The sequence below is a fragment of the Pelotomaculum sp. FP genome (genome assembly GCF_004369245.1).
GTDB classification, from domain to species: domain Bacteria; phylum Bacillota; class Desulfotomaculia; order Desulfotomaculales; family Pelotomaculaceae; genus Pelotomaculum_C; species Pelotomaculum_C schinkii.
This window is the reverse complement of record NZ_QFGB01000011.1, coordinates 23,458-49,615: the sequence shown is the minus strand read 5'-3', so window position 1 is coordinate 49,615 and position 26,158 is coordinate 23,458. Positions and strand designations below refer to the sequence as shown.

At 52.3% G+C, this 26,158-nt stretch carries 26 protein-coding genes; 24 read left to right on the top strand and 2 right to left on the bottom strand.

Annotation, left to right across the window (positions count from 1 at the left end):
• Positions 1 to 16: 16 nt before the first annotated feature.
• Positions 17 to 1,300: a folylpolyglutamate synthase/dihydrofolate synthase family protein gene (locus tag Psfp_RS06405; RefSeq protein ID WP_134217725.1), complete on the top strand. Its 1,284-nt coding sequence runs from the start codon at positions 17 to 19 to the stop codon at positions 1,298 to 1,300.
• On the opposite strand, the gene Psfp_RS06400 is transcribed toward Psfp_RS06405, so the two are convergent.
• Both Psfp_RS06400 and Psfp_RS06395 read right to left on the bottom strand, forming a co-directional pair.
• Positions 1,297 to 2,385, bottom strand: coding sequence for an endospore germination permease (locus Psfp_RS06400; RefSeq protein WP_134217724.1), 1,089 nt, complete (start codon positions 2,383 to 2,385; stop codon positions 1,297 to 1,299). The two genes, Psfp_RS06405 and Psfp_RS06400, sit on opposite strands and share 4 nt — an antisense overlap.
• 81 nt (positions 2,386 to 2,466) lie before the next feature.
• Positions 2,467 to 3,555 carry an endospore germination permease gene (locus Psfp_RS06395; RefSeq protein WP_134217723.1) on the bottom strand — a complete coding sequence of 363 codons (1,089 nt, stop codon included), beginning with the start codon at positions 3,553 to 3,555 and terminating at the stop codon, positions 2,467 to 2,469.
• A gap of 238 nt (positions 3,556 to 3,793) precedes the next feature.
• On the opposite strand from Psfp_RS06395, the gene Psfp_RS06390 reads away from it, so the two are divergent.
• The 23 genes from Psfp_RS06390 (at position 3,794) to obgE (ending at position 26,125) form a co-directional block, all read left to right on the top strand.
• Positions 3,794 to 5,557: a spore germination protein gene (locus Psfp_RS06390; protein WP_192895291.1), complete on the top strand. Its 1,764-nt coding sequence runs from the start codon at positions 3,794 to 3,796 to the stop codon at positions 5,555 to 5,557.
• Positions 5,541 to 6,800, top strand: a complete 1,260-nt coding sequence (locus tag Psfp_RS06385) for a Ger(x)C family spore germination protein (RefSeq protein WP_192895290.1) — start codon at positions 5,541 to 5,543, stop codon at positions 6,798 to 6,800. The genes Psfp_RS06390 and Psfp_RS06385 overlap by 17 nt, the downstream gene beginning before the upstream one ends.
• Before the next feature lie 79 nt (positions 6,801 to 6,879).
• Positions 6,880 to 7,107, top strand: a complete 228-nt coding sequence (locus Psfp_RS06380; RefSeq protein ID WP_134217720.1) for a hypothetical protein — start codon at positions 6,880 to 6,882, stop codon at positions 7,105 to 7,107.
• Positions 7,108 to 7,211: 104 nt separating this feature from the next.
• The gene (locus tag Psfp_RS06375; protein ID WP_134217719.1) at positions 7,212 to 7,469 is read left to right on the top strand and encodes a DUF4321 domain-containing protein; all 258 of its coding nucleotides are present in this window, start codon (positions 7,212 to 7,214) and stop codon (positions 7,467 to 7,469) included.
• A gap of 1 nt (position 7,470) precedes the next feature.
• Positions 7,471 to 8,049 (top strand): Maf family protein, encoded by a 579-nt coding sequence (locus tag Psfp_RS06370; RefSeq protein WP_134217718.1) that lies wholly within the window; start codon positions 7,471 to 7,473, stop codon positions 8,047 to 8,049.
• Positions 8,050 to 8,100: 51 nt separating this feature from the next.
• Positions 8,101 to 8,799 (top strand): DNA repair protein RadC, encoded by a 699-nt coding sequence (gene radC, locus Psfp_RS06365; RefSeq protein ID WP_134217717.1) that lies wholly within the window; start codon positions 8,101 to 8,103, stop codon positions 8,797 to 8,799.
• A gap of 22 nt (positions 8,800 to 8,821) precedes the next feature.
• The gene (locus Psfp_RS06360; protein WP_134217716.1) at positions 8,822 to 9,853 is read left to right on the top strand and encodes a rod shape-determining protein; all 1,032 of its coding nucleotides are present in this window, start codon (positions 8,822 to 8,824) and stop codon (positions 9,851 to 9,853) included.
• Positions 9,854 to 10,062: 209 nt separating this feature from the next.
• Positions 10,063 to 10,920, top strand: coding sequence for a rod shape-determining protein MreC (gene mreC, locus Psfp_RS06355; protein WP_134217715.1), 858 nt, complete (start codon positions 10,063 to 10,065; stop codon positions 10,918 to 10,920).
• Positions 10,921 to 10,923: 3 nt separating this feature from the next.
• Positions 10,924 to 11,415 (top strand): rod shape-determining protein MreD, encoded by a 492-nt coding sequence (gene mreD / locus Psfp_RS06350; RefSeq protein WP_134217714.1) that lies wholly within the window; start codon positions 10,924 to 10,926, stop codon positions 11,413 to 11,415.
• 167 nt (positions 11,416 to 11,582) lie between these two features.
• A complete protein-coding gene (gene mrdA, locus Psfp_RS06345; protein ID WP_134217713.1) occupies positions 11,583 to 13,541 on the top strand; it encodes a penicillin-binding protein 2 in 1,959 nt (652 codons plus the stop codon).
• 160 nt (positions 13,542 to 13,701) lie between these two features.
• Positions 13,702 to 14,109 carry a septum site-determining protein MinC gene (gene minC, locus Psfp_RS06340; RefSeq protein WP_243120509.1) on the top strand — a complete coding sequence of 136 codons (408 nt, stop codon included), beginning with the start codon at positions 13,702 to 13,704 and terminating at the stop codon, positions 14,107 to 14,109.
• A 90-nt stretch (positions 14,110 to 14,199) separates the two neighbouring features.
• On the top strand, positions 14,200 to 14,994 hold the full coding sequence (minD, locus tag Psfp_RS06335; RefSeq protein WP_134217711.1) for a septum site-determining protein MinD: 795 nt from the start codon (positions 14,200 to 14,202) through the stop codon (positions 14,992 to 14,994).
• A 19-nt stretch (positions 14,995 to 15,013) separates the two neighbouring features.
• Complete coding sequence (gene minE, locus Psfp_RS06330; RefSeq protein WP_134217710.1) at positions 15,014 to 15,286, top strand: cell division topological specificity factor MinE; 273 nt, start codon at positions 15,014 to 15,016, stop codon at positions 15,284 to 15,286.
• 115 nt (positions 15,287 to 15,401) lie between these two features.
• The gene (gene rodA / locus Psfp_RS06325) at positions 15,402 to 16,583 is read left to right on the top strand and encodes a rod shape-determining protein RodA (RefSeq protein ID WP_134217709.1); all 1,182 of its coding nucleotides are present in this window, start codon (positions 15,402 to 15,404) and stop codon (positions 16,581 to 16,583) included.
• A 408-nt stretch (positions 16,584 to 16,991) separates the two neighbouring features.
• Positions 16,992 to 17,732, top strand: coding sequence for a M23 family metallopeptidase (locus tag Psfp_RS06320; protein WP_134217708.1), 741 nt, complete (start codon positions 16,992 to 16,994; stop codon positions 17,730 to 17,732).
• A gap of 22 nt (positions 17,733 to 17,754) precedes the next feature.
• The gene (locus Psfp_RS06315) at positions 17,755 to 18,627 is read left to right on the top strand and encodes a M50 family metallopeptidase (RefSeq protein ID WP_134217707.1); all 873 of its coding nucleotides are present in this window, start codon (positions 17,755 to 17,757) and stop codon (positions 18,625 to 18,627) included.
• Positions 18,628 to 19,021: 394 nt separating this feature from the next.
• Entirely contained in the window at positions 19,022 to 20,866 is a 1,845-nt protein-coding gene (locus Psfp_RS06310) for a TIGR03960 family B12-binding radical SAM protein (protein WP_134217706.1), read from the top strand.
• Positions 20,867 to 20,868: 2 nt separating this feature from the next.
• Complete coding sequence (locus Psfp_RS06305; protein ID WP_134217705.1) at positions 20,869 to 21,558, top strand: TIGR03936 family radical SAM-associated protein; 690 nt, start codon at positions 20,869 to 20,871, stop codon at positions 21,556 to 21,558.
• An 84-nt stretch (positions 21,559 to 21,642) separates the two neighbouring features.
• Positions 21,643 to 23,337 carry an Rne/Rng family ribonuclease gene (locus Psfp_RS06300; protein WP_134217704.1) on the top strand — a complete coding sequence of 565 codons (1,695 nt, stop codon included), beginning with the start codon at positions 21,643 to 21,645 and terminating at the stop codon, positions 23,335 to 23,337.
• A gap of 154 nt (positions 23,338 to 23,491) precedes the next feature.
• Positions 23,492 to 23,803 (top strand): 50S ribosomal protein L21, encoded by a 312-nt coding sequence (gene rplU, locus Psfp_RS06295; protein WP_134217703.1) that lies wholly within the window; start codon positions 23,492 to 23,494, stop codon positions 23,801 to 23,803.
• Positions 23,804 to 23,852: 49 nt separating this feature from the next.
• Positions 23,853 to 24,119: a 50S ribosomal protein L27 gene (gene rpmA / locus Psfp_RS06290; protein ID WP_190239235.1), complete on the top strand. Its 267-nt coding sequence runs from the start codon at positions 23,853 to 23,855 to the stop codon at positions 24,117 to 24,119.
• Between the two features lie 138 nt (positions 24,120 to 24,257).
• The gene (locus tag Psfp_RS06285) at positions 24,258 to 24,836 is read left to right on the top strand and encodes a Spo0B domain-containing protein (RefSeq protein ID WP_134217701.1); all 579 of its coding nucleotides are present in this window, start codon (positions 24,258 to 24,260) and stop codon (positions 24,834 to 24,836) included.
• 20 nt (positions 24,837 to 24,856) lie between these two features.
• The gene (gene obgE, locus Psfp_RS06280; protein WP_134217700.1) at positions 24,857 to 26,125 is read left to right on the top strand and encodes a GTPase ObgE; all 1,269 of its coding nucleotides are present in this window, start codon (positions 24,857 to 24,859) and stop codon (positions 26,123 to 26,125) included.
• Positions 26,126 to 26,158 lie beyond the last annotated feature (33 nt).

Sequence of the window (26,158 nt, the reverse complement as noted above, 5' to 3'; positions counted from 1 at the left end):
CTAATGAGGCGATGAAGTGAAATTCCATGAGGCTATGGAGTATGTGGCAAGCCTGGGCAAGTTTGGTTTTAATTTCGGGCTGGAACGTATTGAGGAGCTTTTGGGCAGGCTGGACAATCCCCACCGCAAGTTAAGCATTATTCACATTGGGGGAACCAACGGCAAAGGCTCCACCACAGCGATGCTGGCCGCTATCCTGCAGGAAGCGGGTTACCGGGTGGGGACCTTTACTTCACCGCACCTCCATTCTTACACGGAGAGGTTTCGTATCAACGGGGTCAACATACCGGAGGAAAGCATAGCCGCGCTGATTAGTGAACTCCGCCCGCACCTGGACGCCATGGTGGCGGAAGGGTTTGAACACCCGACCGAGTTCGAGGTGGCTACTGCCGTGGCTTTCCTTTATTTTAACCGGGAGAAGATCGATTATCTGGTCCTCGAAGTGGGGCTGGGGGGGGCTATCGATTCGACTAATGTAGCCATGCCCCTGCTTTCGATCATTACCAATGTGGCGATGGACCACATGGATTACCTGGGCCATACGATCAGGGAAATTGCCGGGGTAAAAGCCGGTATCATAAAGCCGGGGGTTCCGGTGGTGACGGCGGCTGAAGGAGAGGGGCTCGATGTGATCGAGGAGGTCAGCCGTGAGAATAATTGTCCTCTCATCAGGGTGGGCCAGGATATTACATGGGAGCATATCTCACGTTCTCCGGTTGCGCAGAGATTTACCATCCGGGGGCGCGTAAGGGTTTATGAAAACCTTACGCTCCACCTGATCGGCAGGCACCAGCAGGTCAACGCGGCCACTGCTGTGGCGGCCGCCGAAATTTTGACGGAGCTGGGTGTGTCAATCAGCCCGCCAGCGGTACGATCCGGACTGGCGGCAGCTCGCTGGCCCGCCAGGCTGGAAATCATGCGCCGGGAACCCCTGGTGATCATAGATGGCGCTCACAATTTTGCCGGCGCCAGATCCTTGCGCCTGGCGCTGGAAGAAACCTTTCCCGGCAGGAGCATAGTGCTCTTAATCGGCATGCTGGGAGACAAGGAGCGGGCCAGGGTGGTCGCGGAGCTGGCACCGTTGGCCAGGGCCGTGGTAGTGACCAGACCCAACAGCCCCAGGGCGGGGAACTGGCAGGAACTGGCGCGGGAAGCTAAACGCTACACTCCTGGGGTCTATGTGATAGAGGACATAAGTGATGCGTTGGACAAGGCGCTCTCCCTGGCGGGTCCGGAGGAGTTGCTGTGTGTCACCGGCTCGCTCTACATGGTGGCTGAGGCAAGGGAACTGCTTATCTAATACTTCGGTTTAACCCCCCTGATGATGGCGATGAGCAGCAAAGCCAGCGGGAGCGCCCATTCAAAAAGATAGGCGAATGGGGGGAAGCCCTTTGTGATGTGGGTGGGAATTTCAACGACGTTTTGAAAGGACAAAATTGAGAAGGCGGTTAGAATAACACCAATGGGCAAAACTATGGGCTTGTAATCCCTCAGGTTCAATAGCTGGGCGGTACCCAAAACTGAAACGTAATAAAATATTGCCAGCTTTGTCAGTAGTCCTGCCGTCCAAAGGATCACAAATAAAGCGTCAATTCGTAAAAATCCGCCCAGTAAAATTTCACTTGGAATCATAAAAGTTGGATATCTCAGCCGGGTGACCTCCCGTCCAAATACCGTAATATTGGCGATTTCGTCGATTACCAGTAAGAAACCCAGAATTATCACCGACCAGATACCTATTTTTCTCCCCTGGTGGGGTTTCGACAGGTAAGGCAGAATCATGCCCAGGAGCAACATTTCGCCCATCCATCCCAAAGGTGTAAGCGAAGCCAATAAAACCGGCGCAAAACCGTTTTCCAGCACGGGCAGAAGGCGGGAATAATCCGCCTTCTGCAAGCCGAATAAGATTATCACTGTATAGAGGGTAATCACCCAGGGTAAAAGCAATTCCGATAACCTGCCGATCACTTCCAGGCCGGAACGTACAGAGTAAGCCGCTAACAGGACGATTATTGTGTTGAAAATTAAAACGGGCGTACGAGGCATAATTGTTGCGCTGAGCAGTTCACCGAATTCCCTGATGATCACCCCGGAGCTCTGAAAAAAGAAAAACAGATAAAGAACGCCTACGGCTTTGCCGGGCCAACTACCCAGGATATCCTGTGTGTACTCAATCAAGGACTTGCCGGGAAACCTCCGGCCAAGCGCCGTAACCAGCAGGATTACAACGATTCCGGAAACAGCGGAGACGACAGGCGTAAGCCAGGCGTCCCTCAGGGCGGACCTGGCCGTTACGGCAGGGAGAGCCACTACAGCAGTGGCGCCAACCAGGTTTATTAAAATAAGTGCCAGCGCTATGCCGGATATTTTGCCCCTCTCAAGCATCTATTTTAACTCCTCTATCCAAAGTCCGTATTCGTTCAAAAGCCGGGTAAACCTGCCTGACTTTGTCGGCTGATTTTGGTTTTAATACTTTGGTTTCAAACCTCTGCCAGCGGCGATAAGCAGCACAGCCAGCGGGATTACCAATTCCACCAGGTAGGCGAACGGCGGGTAACCGGTTGTCGCATAGGCGGGGATACCTGTTGAGTTTTCTATAGATAAAATTGATAAGGCGGTCAGGATTACACCTATAGGTAGAGTTATTGGCTTGTAATCTTTCATGTTAAGCAGCTGCGCGGTACCCAATACCGCAGCGTAATAAAACAGGGCTATCTTGATCAGCATCGTCACCAGCCAAATAATAACAATAGCAATGTCGACACGTAAAAACCCGCCGATTACCATTTCATTTACTATTGTAAAACTGGGGAAAACCTGCCGGCTGGTGGAGGGGCCGAAGATAGCAGTGTTAAGAACGGCGTCAGCTATCAATATAGCCCCTATAATTATCACCGACCATATTCCCATCCTTCTCCCCTGCGAGGGCTCTGCCAGATATGGCAGGAACATTGCCAGAATCATAACCTCCCCCCGCCACGCCGAAGGCGTGATCGAGCCTTGAAGAACAGGCTTGAAACCGTTTTCAAGCACGGGCAGGAGGCGGTGAAATTCCGCCTTTTGGAAGCTAAATAATAACAAAATGACGTACAATATGAAAACCCAGGGAAAAGTTAATTCCCACAGTCTGCCGATTACTTCCAAACCGGAACGCACCGCGTAAGCAGCCAAAAGGACAAATATTGTGTGAAGAACTACAATGGGTGTGTGAGGCATCATCATGGTTGTAATCAGTTCTCCAAATTGCCTGATGATTACCCCGTTGGTATGGATGAAAAAGAATATATAAAGAACAGCAACGGCTTTTCCGGGCCAGTTGCCCAGGATAATTTGCAGGTATTCGATGATTGTTTTACCGGGAAACCTGCGGCCCAATTCGGTAACGAGCATGATTACGACGATTCCCGGGATGGTGCTGATAACTGGTACCAGCCAGGCGTCCCGCCCGGCAAATTTAGCCGTTAAGGCTGGTAAAAACACCACCGCCGTCGCTCCTACGAGATCTATTAACAAGAATACCAGCGCAATACTGGAGATTTTCCCCTTTTCAAGCAAACCTTCTCGCTCCCGTAAATCATAATGATATGGCCATTACCATAGTATCCCTTGCGTGGAGGGATATATTCTTTTGGCAGGCAATAAGTGGTGATGAACTTGCGTACCGCTATATTTTTGTTATTTCCGGTAACTGCTAATAATTGAAGATTTATTAGCCATAATAGTGATTAGCATAATAATGAAGGAGTATATGAAACTTCTTTTTCTTATTGGGTATTCCAACGGGGGATGCGTTTTGAGGTTAAATATTTTTTCCGGTCTAATCAGAAAAGCGGCTAAAAAGCCGGAACCTGGCACAAGCGAGCCTGGGTCTGTAGATAGCAAAGTGTTTAAGGATGAAGAATTGAAAAACGAAAAGATCTCCAGGAGCCTTAAAAAAAACGTGGAGTACCTGGATACCATCTTGGGCCGGAATGTAGACGCCGTGTTCAGAGAGTTCAGGCTGGGCGCGGGAAAAAAAGAGAACGCCTGCCTGGTTTACCTTGACAGCCTCACCGACGAGACCCGGATCAGCGAAAATATTTTAAAACCGCTGCTGCTGGGGGTGGCTGGAATTGACAGTCCTGGCGATAATTTAACAGATGTAGTTGGAAAATCAATTTTAGTCGCCGCCGAAATCCGCTCCAAGGTCTATAATATGCAAGACGTTGTCAGTGAAATACTGTACGGGGGTACGGCTTTATTTATCGATGGCTGTGAAGAGGCTGTCATTACTATCCTGAAAGAGTGGCCTCAGCGCCCGGTTGATAAAGCCGATGTGGAAGGGACGGTCCGCGGGCCAAAGGAAAGCTTCAACGAGATCATTAGTGTGAGTACCTCCCTGGTCAGACGCAGGCTGCGCACACCCAATCTTGTCATCGAGGGTCTTAACCTGGGACGCATGACCCACACTTCCGTTGCCGTCGCCTACCTGAAAGGAGTGGTCTCTCCCGGACTTCTCAAGGAAGTAAGGCAGCGGATCGACCGGATCGATATCGACGGGATTCTGGAAAGCGGCTATATCGAGGAGTTAATCCAGGACGATCCTTACTCCCCCTTCCCGCAGATAGCTTATACCGAAAGGCCGGACCGGGTGGTGGCGGCTCTCCTGCAGGGGCGGGTATGTGTCTTTACCGACGGCACTCCGATGGTGCTTTTTATGCCGGCCACATTCAGTGACCTGGTTCAGAATCCCGAGGATTACTATGAACGATACCACTTTGCTACCATGATCAGGCTTATACGGTCGCTGGGTTTGGCGGTAGCCCTGCTCCTGCCATCTTTTTATATTGCCATAACCACCTTTCACCAGGAGATGATTCCCACCCAGCTACTGATCAGTATCGCCGCGTCCAGGGAAGGGGTGCCTTTCCCCGCCCTGGTGGAGGCGTTGATTATGGAAATTACCTTTGAAGCATTAAGAGAGGCCGGATTGAGGCTGCCCCGGGCAGTTGGCCAGGCAGTCAGTATCGTCGGGGCGCTGGTCATCGGCCAGGCGGCGGTACAGGCGGGTATTGTATCTCCATTGATGGTGATTGTAGTCGCTGTAACGGGAATAGCGTCATTTATGAGCCCTTCTTATAGCCTGGCCCTGGCGCTGCGGCTGATCCGCTTTCCACTCATGTTTCTGGCCGCTACCCTGGGTCTGTTCGGGGTGATGACCGGAGTTTTGGCGATGCTGATCCACCTGGCCGGCTTGCGTTCTTTCGGTGTGCCCTACCTGTCGCCCCTGACCCCTTTGAAAATTTCCGATCTTAAAGACTTCGTGGTCCGCGCGCCGTGGTGGGCTATGCATAAGCGTCCGTCGGAGCTTGTAAAAAGGAATGTAAGGCGGATTGCTCCAGACTTAAAGCCGCAACCTCCCACAGGGAGTGGCGATGAAAAGGCCTTTGCGTCAGGCCATGAGAGTGCCGGTCCCAATGCCAGTACCAATGGCTCCGGCAAACATGACAAGGTCAGGACACCTGCCGTCTCCAGAGCCGGGTCGAAAGGGGGCGGCGGAAGTGGGCAAGGGGCTTAAATGCCTGATTTTATGTGCGCTGATAGTTGTTACGGCTTTAAGCCTTCAGGGATGCTGGGATCAACAGGAAGTTGAGCGGCTGGGTATCGTCCTTGCCACTGCCATGGACCAGGCGCCGGACGGCAGGGTAAGGCTTACAGTCCAGGTGATCAATCCCAAGGTCGTGGCAGGTGGCGGCAGGGGCGGAAGCGCTGCAGGGGAGCCAACCATAGGCAGCTACCGGAACATAAGTACTGAAGGCAGCACAATTTTTGACTGCATCCGGCGTCTGTCTCTGGAAGTGCCTTATGAACTTTACTTTGCCCACAATATGACCCTTCTGATTTCTGAAGAGTTGGCCAAAAACAGAGGTATCGAAGAAATTATAGATTTTTTTGAACGCAACCCGCAGATAAGGCGCAATAACTATATCCTGATTGCCAGGAGCGACATAAGCAGTATTTTGGAAATGCCGGGACAAATAACACTCACTCCATCGCAACGTATAGCAGGTATAATCAGACACCAAAGAATGAGTTCTTATTACCCTGAGATTCAACTGGGGGACTTATTGGAATTAATGGAGACTGAAGGCAGCGCTGCCTACGCAGCCGGAATACAAGTGGAACCTAATGAGGTTGATGTGCGGGATAAAATATCGGGAGGTTGGTCCTCCAAGGAAGGACGCCCAAAACCAATTGGCACAGTTATAAAAGTAGGCGGCACGGCGGTTTTTAAAGGCAACAAGATGGCCGGCTGGCTGGACGAGAGGGAGAGCCGGGGACTGCTCTGGGTAAAGGGTAAAGCTAAAGGCGGGGCGATTACCGTACCCTGCGGCAGCGGTAACGGGAGCGGGGAAGGCCCGCGTCTTTCCCTGGAAATTATACGTAACGGCTCCAAAATTGAACCGGAACTTACTGAAGGTGAGTTAAGTGTAACTGTAAAGGTAAATGTACAGGCAAATATCCTGGAGGCCGAATGCCCGGAGGAACTGGATAAGCCGGAGGTTATCGCAAGCATTGAACAATCACTGGCTGCCGCTGTCCAGGGTGAGGTGGAGGCTGCTTTGAGCAAAGCGCAAAAGGAGTACAACACCGATGTATTCGGGTTTGGGTCGGCTGTCCATCGAAAGTACCCGGGGATCTGGAAAGAAATAAAGGAGAATTGGATGAATGTTTACCCCGGTCTGCCTGTATATCTTGAGGTTGACGCCAACATCCCCCGCACCGGTCTGATTACCAAGCCTGCTCAGGTACGACGTTAAGACCTGGTAAAGCGGCTATATCGGGGCGGCCGGAAAGCTTTTGGTGCGTGAAAACACATGAAAACACGGAGGCTTTAACATGATAGTTTTACTTGTCCTGGTATTTATTGCCATAATTGCTTTTGAAGCGCCTGGCCTGGTGAAAAAGAAAATGTGGCGGGAACTGGTTGCTTTCAGCGTGCTGTTGCTCATAGGTATGGTCCTCAGCTTCGGGCAGGCATTGAAGCTGCCTGTGCCCAATCCCACCAAAGGAATAGATGCGGTTTTTAAGCCGGTCACCCAATTTATAGAGAGTATGCTGACCTGATTTTAAAATATCGACCATAGCTTGTCATTAAATACTTGAAATGATAAACTGTTATAGAAGTATGTGCTTATTCGAGCTCTTTTTTTTGATCCGGGGGTATTTTTATGGCTAGAAGCATAAAAAATACGGGAAGTGTCTGGGTTCTTGTCCTGCTGCTGCTGGTGGGTGGGTTGAGTGGCGGGGCACTTGGCAATGCTCTGGCGCCGTCCCTCCCGTGGCTGAATTCGACCACACAGGTAGGTTTAAAGCCCTCTACCCTGGACCTGCAGTTTTTCAACCTGACCTTTGGGTTTACTTTTGCTCTCGGGCCGCTGACCGCCCTGGGGATGATCTTAGGCTACATTGTCTACCGCAAATTGTAAGATGGACGCTAAAATTGTACTTGCTTCATCATCGCCCCGCCGTGCGGACCTTTTAAAGCAAGCCGGGCTGGAGTTCAACATCATGGTCAGTGAGGTTGATGAAACCCCCACCCCCGGCTTGGCCCCGTACGAACTGGTCGAGCTGCTCGCTTTAAGAAAGGCGAACGCTGTTGCAGGCAGGTTGATCAACGGGATCGTCATCGGCGCCGACACTGTGGTTGTTCAGGGCGGCCGGATCCTCGGCAAACCTTCCGGGCCGCAGGAAGCGGTTGCTATGTTACGTCTCCTGCAGGGAAGCGGACACGAGGTCTATACTGGAGTTGCCCTGGTGAACGCCGCCTCACGCGAAACGTTGGTAGGGCATGAGCTGACACGTGTATTTTTTAATTCGCTGACAGAAGAAGAAATCTCTCGTTACATAGCCACCGGTGAACCTTTGGATAAAGCTGGAGCGTATGGTGTTCAGGGTTTGGCGGCTCTCTTTATCAACCGTCTGGAAGGATGCTATACCAACGTGGTTGGCTTGCCCCTGGCCAGGCTGGCAAAAATGCTGAAACAGATAGGCTATGAAGTTCTTTAATACCACCTAAAATTGTAGGTACCTTCGTATTGTTATGGGGAGCGGTTGCCTATGGTTTCCGTTACATACCGGCTTACCCTGAAAGAGCTTCCCGAGGATACCCGCCCCCGGGAGAGGCTGTTGAAGGAAGGGGTCGAGGTCCTGTCAGATATTGAGTTGCTGGCCATCCTTCTGGCGACTGGTTCCCGCGAAGCCACCGCTCTGGAACTGGCTTCCCTGGTTATATCCCGCTTTCACAGCCTCCGTTTGCTGGGGGACGCTACGGTAGAAGAGTTAAGTGGGGTTAAGGGAGTCGGTCTTGCCAAAGCCTGCACGATTAAGGCTTCTTTGGAACTGGCGAGGAGGCTGTCTCAGTTCACAGACCAGCCGCGCCCGGTGATTACCTCGCCGGATGACGCAGCCGGGCTGGTTATGGAGGAAATGCGCCGTCTTGACCGGGAGCATTTTAGAGCTCTGCTGCTCAACACCAGAAATCAGGTCATCGGTGTGGACAAAGTTTCAGTTGGTACACTTAACTGTTCCACCGTTCACCCCAGGGAGCTATTTCGCAACGCGATCAAGAGAAGCGCCGCATCTATCATTTTGGTGCACAATCACCCTAGCGGCGACCCTGCGCCCAGCCGGGAGGATTTGGATATTACCGGCAGGCTCAGGGAGGCGGGAAAGATTGTCGGCATAGATGTCCTAGACCACATTATTATTGGAGATAATAGGTTTACCAGTTTCAAGGCCAAGGGGCTAATAGAGTAATATTTCAGAGAGGGGCCGGAACATGCGCGTCGGTCTGTTTTCAAAAGATATGGGGATGGATTTAGGTACCGCTAATTCCCTGGTGTATGTCAAGGGAAGAGGAATTGTAATCAGAGAGCCGTCGGTGGTAGCCATCCAAAAGGACAGCGGCCAGGTATTGGCCGTAGGTGAAGAGGCAAAACGGATGATTGGCCGTACCCCAGGCAACATCATTGCTATCAGACCGCTCAGGGATGGTGTCATTGCTGATTTTGATGTTACCCAGAGCATGATCAAGTATTTCATTAACAAATCACTGCGTAGCCGCACTTTCCTGGTCCGGCCGCGAGTGGTTGTAGGGGTTCCCTCCGGTGTAACCGCCGTAGAGGAAAGGGCGGTGCGCGAGGCGGCTTTACAGGCCGGCGCCAGGGAGGCTTACCTGATAGAGGAACCGATGGCCGCCGCCATAGGCTCGGGACTGCCCGTGCACGAGCCCACCGGCAACATGATTGTAGATATCGGCGGGGGTACTACAGAGGTAGCTGTTATTTCTCTTGGCGGCATCGTAACCAGTCGAAGCATACGCATTGCCAGCGATGAAATGGATGAAGCCATTATCAATCATGTCAAGAGAACCTACAACCTGATGATCGGTGAGCGCACGGCAGAACAGATAAAAATGCAAATCGGCACGGCTTACCCAATTCAAACCGTTGAAACAGAAGAAGTTAGGGGCCGGGACCTGGTTACCGGCCTACCCAAAACAGTCTCAATAACTTCTGAGGAAATCTATAAGGCTCTCTCCGAGCCTGTGTCCAGTATCATCGAGTCGATCAAGGCAACTCTTGAGCAGACCCCCCCGGAACTGGCCGCCGACATTATGGATCGCGGCATCGTTATGGCCGGTGGCGGCTCGCTCTTAAGGGGACTGGATCACCTGGTCAGTGAGCAGACCGGCATGCCGGTACATCTGGCGGACGAACCTCTCCTGGCCGTGGCTTACGGGGCCGGGCGAGTCCTGGAAAACATTGACGTCCTGCGCAAAGTGTTGATCCAGCCTAAAAAGCTGGCGTAGCGGTCGTCGGTCATCAGATGTCTGACGTCGGTATATGCTGTATTCCTTTAGGGTCAAAGATTAAGATAACTGCTGGTACTGCTTGTGGCACGAGAGATAGTGCCCGGCATACTAAGCAATATCCAAAAAAATGTGGGTACGAATTCATTCGCACAGAGATTTGCTTGTTTGTTACAAATCATTAAGTATTGTTGGGAGTGAGCAATGGGGTGGGTTGGGTTACTGCCAAGAGGCTGTTTTTCCTTGTTATCCTGGTGGCGGTCACTCTGGCGGCCATACATGTTACCATCCCTGAGCCGGCCCGGCTCACACCTCTGGGTTCTAAATTCAGGGATGTTCTCGCGCCGGCACAGTCCGGCTTAACCTGGCTCAGCAGGCAGGCCCGTCAAGTTGTTTCCCTGCCTGTTTCTTTGTACGGGGCCGCCGAGCGCAGCCAAGCCCTGGAGCAGGAGGTAGAACGCCTGCAGAGCGAGATTATCCAGTTGAATGAATATAAGGCTGAAAACCAGAGGCTGACCGACCTGCTAAACTATAAGCAGGTGATGGTCCAACAGTACGACCTGCTGGCTGCTTCGGTAATTGCCAGAGACCCGGGTAACTGGTTTGCTACCGTAACGTTGAACCGGGGCAGCCGTGATGGCGTGCGTGAAAACATGACTGTCCTGACCCCGCAGGGGTTGGTGGGCAGGGTTATAACGGTTACCAACGCAAATTGTGAGGTTTTACTAATAACTGACCCGCGCAGCGGAGTGGGTTCACTTATACAGGAAACCCGTACCCCCGGCATTGTTGAAGGCACTGTCGGCAGTTCCGGAACGGCCCGCATCATACATATACCCAATGACGCGCAGGTTGAAGAGGGGCAGGTTGTGGTGACATCCGGACTTGGCAGTATTTTCCCCAAAGGTATACCCATCGGTCAGATTGCCAGTGTCAGTATAGAGTCGGCAGGCCTGTTTAAAAGTGCGGATATCCGACTCTTTGCCGGCGTGAACCAGCTGGAAGAGGTGTTAATCGTTACCAAGGTATACCCCGAGGCCGATACTCCCCCGGCGGGAGGAGGTTAGGAAATGCCGCTTCCTTTTTTGCTGATCTTGTTGCTGGCAACATTGCTCCTGCAGACTTCGGTGCTGGAAGTTGTGTCTGTGGCGGGGGTAAAACCCGACCTGGTCATGCTTATTGTAGTACTCAACGGCTTCCTCTTGGGTCCCAGGGAGGGGGCTTTTTTGGGTTATATCAGTGGCATAGTTGAGGACCTCTTTTTAGGGGAGTACATCGGTCTTAACGCTATATCCAAGATGGCCGCGGGTTACCTGGCCGGGGTGGCCGGAGAACGACTTTACAAAGAGAATATAATGGTTGCCACTGGTGTAACCTTTTTTTCTGCCGGCGCCGGCCTGCTGGTGAACTACCTTTTGCTTTTTTACCTGGACTTGCACGTGTCCCCATACTATGCTTTGCTGAGGTTGGCGCTGCCGACCGCGGTTTATACTTCACTTTTGGCTCCTTTCATATTTGGTCGCATATTTCGTTATTTACAGGTGCGCGGCAAAGATTTTTAACGGCCTTCGTACCCATAAGGAGTACCATAAAAATGCAGGCGCGCATTTTATGCCTCCGTGGCGTCGCGACAGAGGCGCTGGCACTAGCTTAGCAATCCGCCTCTTAAGTTTGATCTTCCTCACTTTTACTTGATATCACCTCTTATCCGGAAAGGAGGGACATTATTATGGAAAGAAAATTGATGGAGAGAAAAATGCAGGTCTTCCTGGTGATTGTCTGTGCTATTTTCGGCCTGCTTACAGTTAGATTGTTTTACATGCAGCTGCTCCAAAACGATAAATTTTCAACCCTGGCCAGGGAAAACCGGATGAGACTGACCAATATAACAGCCCCCAGGGGAGAGGTGTTCGATCGCTATGGGGTGAAACTGGTGGGCAATGAACCTGTCTATACAGTTTCCCTGGTTAACCTTGCCGGTGAGAGCGTCGATGATGTCGTATCCAGGCTGGCCTCCATAATGGGTATAAACCCTGTGGAAATTGAAGAAAAGATTGCAGATCAAAAGCAGCTCTATGAGCCGGTAAAGATTGCAACCAGGGTATCCCCGGAAATTGTAACCAGAATTGAAGAGCAGCGGCTGGAACTCCCCGGGGTCGTAATTGATATAGAGCCCCAGCGGCAATACCCCAGCGGCAGCATCCTGGCCCATGTGATGGGTTATGTGCGGCAGATCAACCCGGAACAGTTGGCGGCGCACCAGAGCGAAGGCTACAAGATGGGGGATCCCTTCGGTCAGTCCGGCCTGGAATATACCTACGAAAAGTACCTGCGCGGACAGGACGGGGGCAGGCAGGTCGAGGTTGATGCAAAGGCCCGGCCGGTAAGGGACCTGGGGGTTAAGGAACCGGTGCCGGGCAACAACCTGGTCCTTACCATCGACCAGCGGGTGCAAAAGGCAGCGGAAGAAGCCCTGGACAGGAGCTCCCAGCTGGCTGTCAGCCAGGGCTATGGCGAAGCGCGCGCCGGGGCGGCGGTGGCCCTGGACGTAAACAGCGGTGCGGTGCTGGCGATGGCCAGCTACCCAAGCTACGATCCGGTCAAATTGTCCGGGTTGTTAACCCAACAAGAATCCGACGAAATCTTCAACTCGCCCTGGAAGCCCATGTTAAACCGGGCGCTGCTGGCCTACCCGCCGGGTTCAACCTTTAAGATGGTGGTGGCCATGGCCGGCTTGGATACCGGAAATACCACCCTTGAGTCAACCATCTCCGATCCCGGCTACTTTTTCTGGGGCAGTGCTTTTAATGACTGGAAACTGGATGGCCACGGCACGGTAAACCTGATCAGGGCGATCAAGGTTTCCTGCGATACCTATTTTTATCAATTGGGCCTGCGGATGGGCATCGATGACATTGCCCGTGTGGCCAGGGAATTCGGTCTGGGTGAAAAGACAGGGATCGAGCTGCCCGGGGAAGAAAGCGGTGTAGTGCCTGGTCCGGTCACCAAGACCGAGCAATGGATTCCCTATCTAAGCGCGGATGATACAAAAAAGGTTAGAGAAATTCAACAGCGATATAATGACCTGCTGGAAAAAACCACGGACGAGGCCCAGCGCAAGACGCTTATGAGCAAACGGTCGGCTGAATTACGGGCGGTCGAATGGGAATTGGACTGGCATGACTATGACACCATCATTTCCTCCATCGGGCAGGGCGACAACCGCTACACACCATTGGAACTGGCCAATTATATCGCAACCCTGGCCAACGGAGGCACCCGCTATAAACCGTACCTGGTGCAGAGGGTAGTCAGCCCGGACGGCCGGCTTATCCAGGAAAACAATCCGGTTGAGCTGGGACATGTGAGCGTCTCCCCGGAAGCTATGGCCGCGGCCAGGCAGGGCATGCTTGAGGTGACCTTGCCGCCTGACGGGACTGCGTACGGGTTCTTCAACGGGTTTCCCCCTGTTGCCGCCAAAACCGGTACCGCTGAGGTTTACAATCGTGACTCCCACGGCCTGTTTGTGGCCTTTGCCCCCTATGAGAAACCGGAAATTGCCGTAGCGGTGGTGATGGAACACGCAGGTCACGGCGGGACCATTGGCGGGCCGGTGGCCGAGGCGATGCTGGCGGCCTACTTGGGTTTGCCCATACCCGGACAGAAAACGATAAATAGTCCCGAATAATGAAATCTGACCCGTTTTATCCTCATTAATGGTGGGAAATTGTCACAAAACGTTTTTCTTTCCTTAGAAGGATTTGGTTGCCTCCCGTAGAATAAACTGATAGTTGCTGTTTATGGAGGAGATAACTGTGGCCTATTTAAGAGGGAGCGCCCAGGGAGATATCCTTTCGGGTTTTGGTCAGAGCAGCCAGGCCGATGATAACCTGGTTGACGAAAATACAATTTTGGTCCAGCGCACCCTGCGTTCCGGCCAGAGTGTCCGTTACAGCGGCAATGTGGTTATCCTTGGGGATGTCAATCCGGGTGCCGAAGTGGCGGCAACCGGCAATATAATCGTTATGGGCGCCCTGAGGGGTGTGGTGCATGCCGGGGCCAACGGCGACGAAACAGCAGTAGTGATGGCCTTCCGTCTGAATCCGACGCAATTGAGAATTGCCAATCACATTACCCGCCCGCCGGATAACGAAACGGTGGATATGGATTTGCCGGAGATAGCCCGGATCAAGGATGGGGTTGTCACCATTGAAGCTTTTCAGACCGGCGGAGAGCGTCAGGGGAAGGCTATCTAAGGGTCCACGCGTCTTAAATGATCAGTCGTCTAAGGGAGCCGTATTTTTGATAACGGCGTGTCACCACTTAATAGAGGAGGAGCTTTACGAATGGGTGAAGTAATCGTTATTACTTCCGGTAAGGGCGGAGTGGGCAAAACCACCACCACGGCCAATATCGGCACAGGCCTGGCAGCTTTGGGTTATAAGGTGGCGCTGGTCGATACCGACATCGGCCTGAGAAACCTGGATGTGGTCCTGGGACTGGAGAATAGAATCGTATATGATATTGTGGATGTCACCAGCGGCAGTTGCCGCCTTAAGCAGGCCCTGATCAAAGACAAGCGCCTGGAAGGGCTGCACCTTCTGCCGGCGGCCCAAACCAAAGATAAGACTGCGGTTAGCCCTGACCAGATGCGTCAGCTCTGCGAGGACTTAAAAAGCGATTTTGATTTTATCATCATCGACTGCCCGGCGGGAATAGAGCAGGGTTTTCGCAATGCCATAGCCGGGGCGGACAAGGCCGTGGTGGTGACCACCCCCGAGGTATCGGCGGTGCGGGACGCCGACCGCATTATCGGCCTTTTGGAAGCTGCCGATTTGCGCGAGCCGAAGTTAATCATCAACCGGATCCGGCCTAAAATGGTCAGGCAGGGAGACATGATGGGCATTGAAGACATCATTGATATTCTTGCCGTGGACCTTTTGGGGGTCATTCCGGAAGACGAGATGATCGTCATAACCACCAACCGTGGCGAGCCTGTGGTTACCGATCAAAACACGCGGGCGGGACAGGCCTACCAGAATATAGTCCGCCGTGTTGCAGGCGATGAAGTGCCGATGATGAACCTGGATGAAGAAAGCGGCTTCTTTAAAAAATTGAAGAAAATAATTGGCCTGAAGTAGCAGGAAGGGGGCGCTTTAAGTGCTGGATTTACTGAAAAGGGTCTTTAGTAGGGATAGCGGAAGCAAGCACGTGGCCAAGGAGAGGCTGCGCCTGGTTCTGGTACACGACCGGAGCAGCATATCACCCCAGTTGCTTGAGACTTTAAGGTCCGAGTTGATCCAGGTTATCTCCAACTACATGGACATCGATGAAAACGGTCTGGAGGTCAGCCTGGACTCCAGCGGCAATACAGTGGCGCTGGTGGCCAATATTCCTGTGGTGGGCATGAAGAGAACTGGTACAGCCTATTAGTTTTCGGTAGTGAATTAATACCAGTCCGTTATGCATATAGCGGGCTTTTTTTGTGTAAAACAGTGTAATATAATATAGTGTAGTATGTTTAAAATTATTAGAAAGCGTGCTGACTATGTTTACCCAAAGCAGACTGCTAAAAAAAGTAGACTATACCCTGTTATTGACGGTCACCACGATCATCCTTTTCAGCCTGGTGATTATTTATAGCGCCACCAAACCAACCGAAGTCCTGCCGGTGGTTGATGGTGTGAACAATAGCGGCGATGCATTCGCATCTGTCAGAAGACAATTGATAAACATCGTCCTTGGTTTTGTGGCCATGGGGATGGCGCTGTACATCCATTACGAGGATCTGGCCAAGCACACCAAAACCCTTTATATCCTCAACCTGATCATGCTGGGTGCGGTGCTCTTTTTTGGTGATTCGGCCCTGGGGGCACAGCGCTGGATAGAAATCGGCCCTTTTCGCTTTCAACCTTCGGAATTTTCAAAGCTCATCATTATCATCTGTTTTGCTGCCTTTTTGAATTCGCGACAGGGCAGGTTAAACAGCTTCAGGGACCTTTTGCCCTGCTTTGCCTTTATCGGCGTGCCTCTGCTGTTTATTTTGAAACAGCCGGATTTGGGTACTTCCCTGGTGTTTATGGCCATCATGTTCGGGATGCTTTTTGCAGCGGGAGCGCGGCCTTCACTGTTAATCGGTTTGCTCCTGGGTGGTTTGACCCTGGCTATCCTGTGGATCGGGGCTCATTTTTGGCTGGAGGCCCACAATGGTTTTAATCTCTGGATACCTTTAAAGGAATACCAGTTAAAACGACTGATCATTTTTATCAATCCCTGGCAGGACTGGCACGGAGACGGCTACCATATCATTCAGTCCCAAATTGCCATCGGCCAGGGCGGATTGTTCGGGCGCGGCCTGTTTAACGGCAGCCAGACACACGGGAACTTTCTACCGATTCAGGAAACGGACTTTATTTTTTCAGTGGTGGGGGAAGAACTGGGTTTTGCTGGGTCGGTATTTCTCCTCTTTTTGTTCTTTGTGTTGATCTACCGGTGTATCTTCATCGCCATCAACGCCAAGGATAATTTCGGCTTCCTGCTGGCGGCCGGCGTGGTATCCATGCTAACTTTTCACGTCCTGGTTAACGTGGGTATGACTGCTGGGATTATGCCGGTAACCGGTATCCCATTACCGATGTTCAGCTACGGTGGAAGCAATATGATTACCAACCTGGCGGCTCTCGGTATTCTTCTCAATATCAACATGCGAAGGCAAAAGATTGTATTTTAACGGAAGCAGGGGGACGGTTCTTTTGCTTCCTTTTCTCTAAAGATAGCCGTACAGCTGTTCAGCTCACAGTGCGAATTCCAAAAAAAGTGCAAATTTATTTGCACAAATGTAACATTAAGTTGCCGCAAGTGCGGCGCTGGCAGGACTGAAACCGTACTTGCATCGCCATGTTTTCATGATCGTGGCGCCGTGCTAACGGCGCCGGCAACTCCCTGAAACGATCGGTCTATCGCGACCAATCGATGGTTTTCATGCACTGCCGGTTCGTTGCGGTAGGTGTATAATAATATATTAATTTTTGTGCGCTATCTTCTGAGCCTTCGGGCTCTATTTTTATGAGAAGGACTGTCATATTTCCTATATAAGGAAATATACTTTATCAGACAAGCCTTCACGGGGGGATATACTTTGAAAGGTACAGGTATTAAGCCAAGCGGAGCATTCAAGCCGGAGGACCTTATGTCCGCCTACCGGCCTCCTCACTGGAAGAAGCCAAAGCGTGTGATCTATAAAAGCCATAGCCTGTTCAGGATTTTTGCGGCGCTGCTAATCCTGGTAGTTTTCCTTGCTCTCAAAGAAACCGCCAACCCCTGGGGTGTTGAAGCCAGGGAAACCCTCAAGGGTGTCCTGACCACAGAATGGAATTACCAGCCTGTATTTGACAGGGTGGTCCAGTTTGGTCTGGAAATAGCCAGTACTGACTGGCCTTTGCTCAGCAACCCCCAGCCTGTTATTTCTAAAAACGGTCTGACCGCTGCGCCGGAAAGCCTGCAGGTTCCGGTCTCCGGCCAGGTGGTGCGTGGCTATGGTATGGTTACGGATCCCATTGACAACATGGAGCGTTTTCACTCGGGGATTGACATTGCCGCGCCGGTGGGCAGCCCGGTGAGAGCGGTACAGGACGGTACGGTACAGCGGCTGGGAGACAGCCCTGAATTAGGCAAGTATATCTTGATCGAACACGCACAGGGTTCTTTTTCCTTCTACGGTGAACTGGCGCGGTTGACGGTGGAGGAAGGACAGTCTGTCCAGGCCGGGCAGGTCATAGGTGAGGTGGGAACTGCCGGTGATATCCCCGGAGGGGGACTGCATTTTGAAATGAGGGAAAACAATAAGCTCATTGATCCGTTAACCAGGTTGCAGTTTTAGGTAAAGAGGAAGGGGATTTTCTTTGAAAGTCGGCCGCATAAATGGCGTGAATATCAACCTCAACAATGGTTTTTTGGCCCTTCTGGGGCTGTTTTTTATAGCCGGGGTGCTGGGTAAGGGGCTGATTGCCTTTGCCGTGGTACTGCTCCATGAAATGGCCCATATAGCGGCGGCCCGTTGGTTTGGAGTCAATGTTTCCGATGTTGAACTATTGCCCTTCGGCGGTGTAAGCCGCATCGGCGGTGAGGTAGTGTTCGATCCTTCCAGAGAAGTATACGTGGCTGCTGTCGGCCCTGCCACCAACCTGCTGCTGTTTGGACTGGGCACCGCACTGAAAAACAATGGGTTGTGGGACAACGACCTCGGCCCTTTCTTCCTTCAGTGCAACCTGATGGTGGCTGCCTTTAACCTGCTTCCGGCGCTTCCCCTTGACGGCGGGAGGGTTTACCGGGCTTACCTGGCCAGGCGCATAGGCTTTAAAAAGGCGACTTACCGGGCCGCAAGGTGGGGGCAGTTCTGGGGCGCGGCCATCGTGCTGGGTGGAACCGCGGGGCTGGCTGCGGGAATGTCCGGGCTCGATATAATGGTAACCGGCCTTTTCCTCCTTTATGCCGCTACAAATGAAAAGTCCCTGGCTTCATACCATTTTATCAGGCACCTGGCCCAGAAAAAAAAGGAACTGGCCTCGGCCGGCGTGTTGCCGGGCGAGCCGCTGGTTTCGTTTGATACAGTCCGATTGGGAGATATCATCCGGTTGTTCGTCCCCAAGCGCTTTCACCTGGTCCTTCTTGTGGATAAAGAGTATCAGTATCGCGGTGTGGTCAGCGAGGCCCAGATTGTTGACGCCCTGCTTAAAGACGGCATAGATAGCCCTGTCGGCAGACTACTCAAATAGTAATTGTGGTTTTATTTACATAAAGTTGGTGAATGCCATTCATTGTACCGTGTTAAAAGCAGGTTAGATTTTGGTCGTAGGGCGTAAGGCGTAAAAATTGTCGTGGGACGTGGGTATGATAATATTCTCCGGGTTTAAAAGACCCAATAGAAAAGCAGTATAATCTACGCCCTACGACTGTTAGGTTGTGGTTTGTTCTCAGGTAGCATGATAGCTGTCCCCTTACTTCTAACGCCAGACCTGCCTCTTATTTTGGATGCAGGTTTTTATTGACTGGTTGTAGAATAACCTGTACCGGAATATTCTTCCGGCTTTTTTGGGTTATACTATTGGTAGAGTATTGTTTGACCCGCTCGAAAAAGGAGTGACGGAGAGTTTAGGAGATATAGAATATATGGATGTGCTTGATCAGATACTGCCCCTGGTAAAAAAACCCGCCCGTTACGCCGGGGGGGAATGGAACGCAGTCCACAAGGAGTGGAGCGATGTGGACTTAAGGGTGGCTTTTGCTTTTCCCGATGTCTATGAGGTGGGTATGTCCTACCTGGGGCTTCAAATTTTTTATGAGATTGTAAACCGGCGCGTGGATACCTTAATGGAAAGAGTCTTTGCGCCCTGGCCTGATATGGAAGAAAAAATGCGGGAGTACAATCTCCCCTTATTCAGCCTGGAATCCCGCCGGCCGGTGGGGGACTTCGATGTGGTGGCATTTACCCTGCAGTACGAGATGTCCTTTACCAATGTGCTTAATATGCTGGAGCTGTCGGGTATTCCCCTGAAATCCACGGAGCGGGACGAAAAATGCCCTTTGGTGATAGCCGGGGGGCCTTGTGCCTTCAACCCGGAGCCAATGGCTGCTTTTATCGACCTCTTCGCCATAGGCGAGGGGGAGGAGTTAATCAGTGAATTGCTGGACAGTGTTCGAAAGGGAAAGCAAAGGGTTCTTCCACGCCAGGACTTTTTGCTTGAGGCGTCAAGGCTTCCGGGTGTGTATGCGCCGGGGCTGTACCGGGTCGAATGCCGGACAGATGGAGCTGTGTCAAAGGTGAAACCGGTACAGGAAGGTGTGCCTGCCAGGGTTACCAAAAGAATAGTGCGGGATTTTGATCAGGCGCCTTTTCCCAGGCGGCCGCTGGTCCCTTCCACCGAGGTGGTGCATGACCGGATTATGCTGGAGGTGCTGCGGGGCTGCACCAGAGGATGCCGTTTTTGCCAGGCCGGCATGCTCAACCGCCCGGTGCGTGAAAAAAAGCCTTCGACCGTGTTGGAACAGGCCGCCGCACTGGTGGAGAGCACCGGGTACGACGAGATTTCTCTGACCTCTCTCAGCACCAGCGACTATACACCGGTCAGCAAGGTTATTAAATCCCTTCTTGATCAACACGCCCAACGTGGGGTGGGGGTATCGCTTCCTTCCCTGCGGGTGGATAACTTTTCGGTGGAACTGGCCAAGGAGGTGCAGCGGGTGCGGCGCTCCTCGCTGACCTTTGCCCCCGAGGCCGGTACCCAGCGGCTGCGGGACGTCATCAATAAAGGTGTTACCGAAGAAGACCTGCTTGAAACCACCGCCGCGGCTTTCAGGGAAGGCTGGCGCGCGATCAAACTATATTTTATGATCGGCCTGCCTACGGAAACAGACGAGGACTTGGACGGCATTGTCCGGCTGGCCAAAGAAGTGCTTGACCTTGGCCGCAAAGCGCGTGTACCGCGCAACAAGCTGAGGGTTACGGTAAGCGTTTCATCTTTTGTCCCCAAGGCGCACACGGCTTTCCAGTGGGAGCCCCAGGATACCCTTGCCGAGCTTAAAAGGAAACAGGATTATCTGGCCGTCCGCTTGAAGGAGCGCGGCCTTGTCTTCAACTACCATGACGCCGGGCTAAGCTTCATGGAGGCGGTTTTTGCCAGGGGGGATCGCCGGCTGGAAACAGTTTTAATCCATGCCCTGGAGTTGGGCTGCAAGTTTGACGGGTGGTCGGAGTATTTCAATTTGGAACGCTGGCTGGAAGCCTTCCGCATGTCCGGCCTTGAGCCGGCCTGGTACGCAGGCCGCCGCTATGATTATGAAGACCCTCTGCCCTGGGACCATATCAACAGCGGTGTTTCCAGGCGCTACCTGGCGGAAGAGCATCGCCGGGCCCTGTCGGGTATGACCACTGTAGACTGCCGGACAGGAGACTGTCCAGGCTGCGGGCTGTGTCCAGATCTGGAGGCCAAACCCAGTTTGGCGGGGGGGTTATAAATATGCCTGTGTACCGTATGATGTATGCCAAGGAAGGGCCTGCCCGCTATATCTCCCACCTGGATTTGTTGAGGACTTTTGAGCGGGCGGCAAGGAGGGCCGGGTTGCCCATAGCCTTTACCAGCGGCTTCAACCCCCATCCCAAAATAGCCTTCGCGGCCCCTCTGGCGGTGGGAACGGCGGGGGAAGCAGAGTATGCGGACCTGGAGCTGGTCAGGGAGGTACCTGTGTCCTCCATCCAGAGAGACTTGTCCGGGACACTGCCGGAAGGCTTGCGCCTGGTTGAGGTGAGAAGGATTGGGGAGCGGGCGCCCGCCCTGATGTCTATGGTTGAGCGTGCTACCTACCGAGGCGAGGCCAGGCTCAATAGCGCGGTTAGCCAAGGTGCTTTGGACCGGGCTATAGAAGCCTTTCTTGGCCGATCCGAGATACTGGTCCAGAGAAAAAACAAGGCGGGGGAAAATAGAGTTTACGATATCAGGCCAGGCATTTTTGCCATGTCGGGCAGGTTGGATAATGATATAATAATAATTGAAACCGAGTTAAAAACCGGAAGCCGTGATAATATTAGGTTTGAGGAGGTGGTGGAGGCTTTTTCAACAAGCAGCGAACTACCAATAGAGGGAAAATATGTGCTGTACAGGACCAGCCTCTTTAGCGCGGTAGACAAAGATAATAAAACGCTGTGGTAAGGTGCTGTACCTAATAAATAAAAATATAACCTATCGGGTGTTTTAGAAGTATCTTGATGTATTTATAGAGGAGAAAGGATTTTTATGTTTAGGGAAATTGTCGTTAATGTTGCCGAAGAGGAAACCAGGGTCGCCGTACTGGAAGATCGAGTCCCTGTTGAAGTATATATTGAAAGGGCGATTAACCAGCGCCTGGTAGGCAATATCTTTAAAGGCCGGGTGGAGAATGTGCTGCCCGGCATGCAGGCGGCCTTTGTTAATATAGGATTGGAAAAAAATGCCTTTTTATACGTTGAGGACGCCCTGCCCGCACGCACGCCGGAAACCAACGGGATGAGCGGTTCGGCTCTTGGGAGCGCCAACATATGCGATATTTTAAAGCAGGGGCAGGAAACTCTGGTACAGATTGTCAAGGAGCCAATCGGTACCAAGGGACCACGTGTGACTATCCATATTACCCTGCCTGGACGTTACCTGGTGCTGATGCCTACAGTGGATTACATCGGTATTTCACGCCGGATCGAGTCCGACAGGGAGCGTGATAGGCTGAAGGATCTTGCCGCCAGGGTTAAGCCGGAAGGTATGGGCTTAATCGTCCGTACTGTGGCGGAAGGGGTGGAGGAGGAAGAACTGCGCCAGGACATTAATCTGCTGACCAAACTGTGGCGCAAAATTCTCAGCAGGGCTGCGTACGGACCCGTACCAAACCTGGTCCACCGCGACCTGGAATTGGTTCAGCGGATTCTTAGAGACATTTTTACCGAGGACGTCGATCGCCTTACCCTGGACTCCCGCTACGAGTATGAAAAAGTGCTGGACCTTTTGGACATCACGGGTCCCCGCCTGAAGCTGAAAGTTTTTCTTGACGAGCGGGAAAATATTTTTGAGGAATATGGTATTGAGCAGGAAATAGAGAAGGCGTTAAAGCGTAAGGTCTGGCTTAAAAGCGGTGGGTACCTGGTGATAGACCAGTCCGAGGCGCTGACCGCCATTGACGTCAACACCGGGAAGTATGTGGGTACCACCAACCTTGAAGACACGGTAGTGAAGACCAATCTGGAAGCCGCCCGTGAAATCAGCAGGCAGCTGCGCCTTCGCAACATTGGTGGCATTGTTATTGTCGACTTTATTGACATGACCGAGGAAAGTCACCAGCAGGAGGTGCTGCAGGCGCTTGAAGCAGAGATTAAACGTGATAAAACTAAAACCAATATTTTGGGCATTACCCAACTGGGGCTGGTGGAAATGACCCGTAAGAAGGTTCGTCCCAGCCTGTCGGAAGTTTTACAGAAGCACTGTCCTTATTGCGATGGCAGAGGAAGGGTGCTTTCCGAGGAGACCCTGGGGATCCACTACAAGAACCAAATTTACAATATGGCCCGCCAGACCACGGCCCAGACCATCCTGGTGGAGGCCAACCCCGTGGTTGCGGCGCGGCTGATTGGCAGCGGTGGAGCCAATTTGCGCGACCTGGAAAGCAAGACCGGCAAAAACCTCTATATCCGGGGTTCGACCAACCAGCATATCGAGTCGGTGGCTATCCGTCCGCTGCAGGACAACGAGGGCATCCAGGCGCACAACTTCCCGGTTAAGCCCGGTGAAGTACTGGAAGTCAAGGTGGAAGAACCTCATGTTTCCAATACCAACGACGGTATTGCCAGGGTTAACGGTTTTATCCTGGACATCGAGGGCGCCGGGACCCTGGTTGGTGAGACCATACCTGTTGAAGTCAGCAAGGTTTACCGGACCTATGCTAAGGCGCGCCCGGTCAAAATCTGATTGAACTTGACAAAACCTCCCGGTGTGTTAAAATATTAAATTGTAGGCGTTTTTACTATGCGGTAACCGCACGGGACAGGTTTAAAATGGGCCTGCTGGTTTGAGTCCCTACCATCCCCGGCGAGTCCCGAAATATAAGGGGGTTTTTAGTTTAATGTACGCGATTATCGAAACAGGCGGCAAGCAGTACCGGGTGAGCGAGGGTGACACCCTCTATATTGAGAAGCTGCCCGCCCAACCGGATGAAACGGTTGAAATAGACCGTGTTCTGGCGCTGGTCGACGGGGATAGCGTGAAAATCGGTTCTCCGCTGGTGGATGGAGCCAGGGTAGTTTTAAAAGTGGTTCGCCACGGCAGGGGTAAGAAAATTATAGTCTTCAAGTATAAGGCTAAGAAGAATTACCGTCGCAAACAGGGCCATCGCCAGGCGTTCACCCAGGTGACTGTTGAAAAAATTGAAGCTTGATTGGCCTTTCGATAGAATTTAAAGTATTTGAAAAGAGAGGTGAATTGCATTGGCACATAAGAAAGGTGTAGGTAGTTCCCGGAACGGACGTGACTCCCAGCCTAAAATGCTCGGCGTGAAGCGGGCAGACGGCCAGTTTGTTTTGGCCGGCAATATTTTAGTCCGCCAGCGCGGCACCAGAATACACCCGGGCTTAAACGTTGGCAAAGGTGGGGATGACACCCTGTTTGCAAAGGTAGACGGTGTGGTTAGTTTTGAAAGAAAAGGCCGTGATAAAAAGGTTGTCAGTATTAATAAGGTCGAGGAAATTGTATAAAATGCATTGAAGAACAGCGGTCCTCCAGCGGACCGCTTATTTTTTTGAAGGGTTTAAAGAATGTTTCGTAGAATGTATATGTCACCATTTGGCAATCGTCAAAAAAGTGCTTTGGGAAACATTTAAGGAGGCTACGATTTGAATCTGGAAAAGCTCTTAGACGCTATTCAGGTGCAAAGGCATGATTTTTTAAATCATCTTCAAGTTATTTCCGGGCTGTTGCAGATGAATAAGGTAGACCGGGTTATGGACTACCTGAATCAGGTTTGCATAGAGATAGCCCAGTACAGTAAGACGGCCAGGGTGGCCATACCGGAGCTGACCGCTGCCCTGATAATTGCCATCAACGATGCCGCCATGTACCAGATAGAGCTTGTGCTCAATATAACTTCTGACCTGTCGGAGAGCGCAGTCCCGGGACCGGTGGTAGGGGAGGTGCTGGAACTCTGCCTCAGGAGCGCTTTTGAGACGATGTCGGCGCCTGAAATTGTGGATAGGCGCATCGAAGTGGTCCTTGGTGAAAGTGAGAGGAAGTACACTTGCCGGTTGCTTTTCCCGGAACCCCTTTTGGCTGATCTCAGCCGTTTCGAGAGCGCGCTTATACCGGCCGGGGCACTTCTCAGCCCGTATGGGGGGAGATTGAATCTGGCCGTGGCCAATAACGGCATTGAGATCTTTTTTACATTGCCCCGTCAAGGGCTTAATAAAATTGGTTAAAATATGAACGGGTGATATACATGTTTTTTGATAAAGCAAGGATTTTTGTCAAGGGCGGCGACGGGGGAAACGGCTGTGTCGCCATGCGGCGGGAAAAATACGTACCGGAAGGCGGCCCGTGGGGCGGTGACGGGGGCCGGGGCGGGGATATTGTGTTCCAGGCCGATGAAGGACTGCGCACTCTGGTGGACTTCCGTTACAAGCGCCACTATAAGGCACAACGGGGCAAGCACGGCGAAGGCAAAAACAGGTACGGGCTTTCTGCTGACGACCTGGTGGTCAGGTTGCCGGTCGGAACGGTAATCAGGGATGATGACACGGGCGAATTGATCTCGGACCTGGTCAGAAATGGCCAGCAGGTGGTAGTAGCCCGCGGCGGTCGCGGTGGCAGGGGCAACGCCCACTTCGCCACTCCCAACAACAAGGCTCCCAAACTGGCGGAAAAAGGCGAGCCGGGTGAGGAACGCTGGCTCAGTCTGGAACTCAAGCTTCTGGCGGATGTTGGTTTGGTGGGCTTCCCCAACGCGGGTAAATCAACTTTGATTTCGCAGGTATCCGCGGCTAAACCGAAGATAGCCAACTACCCCTTTACCACTGTTACGCCCAACCTGGGTGTGATACGGGTCGATGACGGGCGCAGTTTTGTTATGGCCGACATCCCGGGCCTTATAGAAGGCGCTCACGCAGGAGCCGGCCTGGGACATGAGTTTTTGCGTCACGTGGAACGCACCAGGCTCTTGATCCATGTGCTGGATACCGCGGGTAGCGAGGGACGAGATCCGGTGGAGGATTTTAAGGTAACAAACCGCGAACTAATCTTGTACAATCCTGTGATCGGGTCCAGGCCACAGGTTATTGTCGCCAATAAAATGGACCTGCCTGAAGCTGCGGAAAACTTGACAAGGCTTAAGGAAGCCTATGGCAATGACTATGAGATCTTTCCCATCTCGGCGGCGACCGGTAGCGGGCTTGACCCTTTAATTTACAAAGTAGCCGCGCTGCTGGAAGACCTTCCCGACATAACTCCCCCTGAGGAAGAAACGGCGGATCATGTCGTCCACCGTGCCGAACCGCGTTTCAGCGTATCACGCGAGGAAGGGATCTTTCTGGTAGGCGGCAAGGAAATCAAACGCCACGTGGCCATGACCGACCTGGAAAACGATGAGGCGGTCGAGCGTCTGCAGTGGATCTTCAAGCGCATGGGTATCGATGACGCCCTCAAGGAGGCCGGCATAAAAGAGGGCGACACGGTTAAAATCGGAGATTTTGAATTTGAATATGTCGAATGAGCCGGTGCCTTTTCGAGCAATTTTCTGTCCGCC

Excerpts from the sequence above, each read along its gene's own strand:
- rodA (WP_134217709.1), top strand. The coding sequence starts at position 15,402 with ATGTTTACCCAAAGCAGACTGCTAAAAAAAGTAGACTATACCCTGTTA.
- obgE (WP_134217700.1), top strand. The coding sequence starts at position 24,857 with ATGTTTTTTGATAAAGCAAGGATTTTTGTCAAGGGCGGCGACGGGGGA.
- mreD (WP_134217714.1), top strand. The coding sequence starts at position 10,924 with ATGCCGCTTCCTTTTTTGCTGATCTTGTTGCTGGCAACATTGCTCCTG.
- Psfp_RS06400 (WP_134217724.1), bottom strand. The coding sequence starts at position 2,385 with ATGCTTGAGAGGGGCAAAATATCCGGCATAGCGCTGGCACTTATTTTA.
- mrdA (WP_134217713.1), top strand. The coding sequence starts at position 11,583 with ATGGAAAGAAAATTGATGGAGAGAAAAATGCAGGTCTTCCTGGTGATT.
- Psfp_RS06370 (WP_134217718.1), top strand. The coding sequence starts at position 7,471 with ATGGACGCTAAAATTGTACTTGCTTCATCATCGCCCCGCCGTGCGGAC.
- Psfp_RS06375 (WP_134217719.1), top strand. The coding sequence starts at position 7,212 with ATGGCTAGAAGCATAAAAAATACGGGAAGTGTCTGGGTTCTTGTCCTG.
- Psfp_RS06380 (WP_134217720.1), top strand. The coding sequence starts at position 6,880 with ATGATAGTTTTACTTGTCCTGGTATTTATTGCCATAATTGCTTTTGAA.
- Psfp_RS06305 (WP_134217705.1), top strand. The coding sequence starts at position 20,869 with ATGCCTGTGTACCGTATGATGTATGCCAAGGAAGGGCCTGCCCGCTAT.
- Psfp_RS06300 (WP_134217704.1), top strand. The coding sequence starts at position 21,643 with ATGTTTAGGGAAATTGTCGTTAATGTTGCCGAAGAGGAAACCAGGGTC.
- rplU (WP_134217703.1), top strand. The coding sequence starts at position 23,492 with ATGTACGCGATTATCGAAACAGGCGGCAAGCAGTACCGGGTGAGCGAG.
- Psfp_RS06360 (WP_134217716.1), top strand. The coding sequence starts at position 8,822 with ATGCGCGTCGGTCTGTTTTCAAAAGATATGGGGATGGATTTAGGTACC.
- Psfp_RS06310 (WP_134217706.1), top strand. The coding sequence starts at position 19,022 with ATGGATGTGCTTGATCAGATACTGCCCCTGGTAAAAAAACCCGCCCGT.
- radC (WP_134217717.1), top strand. The coding sequence starts at position 8,101 with ATGGTTTCCGTTACATACCGGCTTACCCTGAAAGAGCTTCCCGAGGAT.
- minD (WP_134217711.1), top strand. The coding sequence starts at position 14,200 with ATGGGTGAAGTAATCGTTATTACTTCCGGTAAGGGCGGAGTGGGCAAA.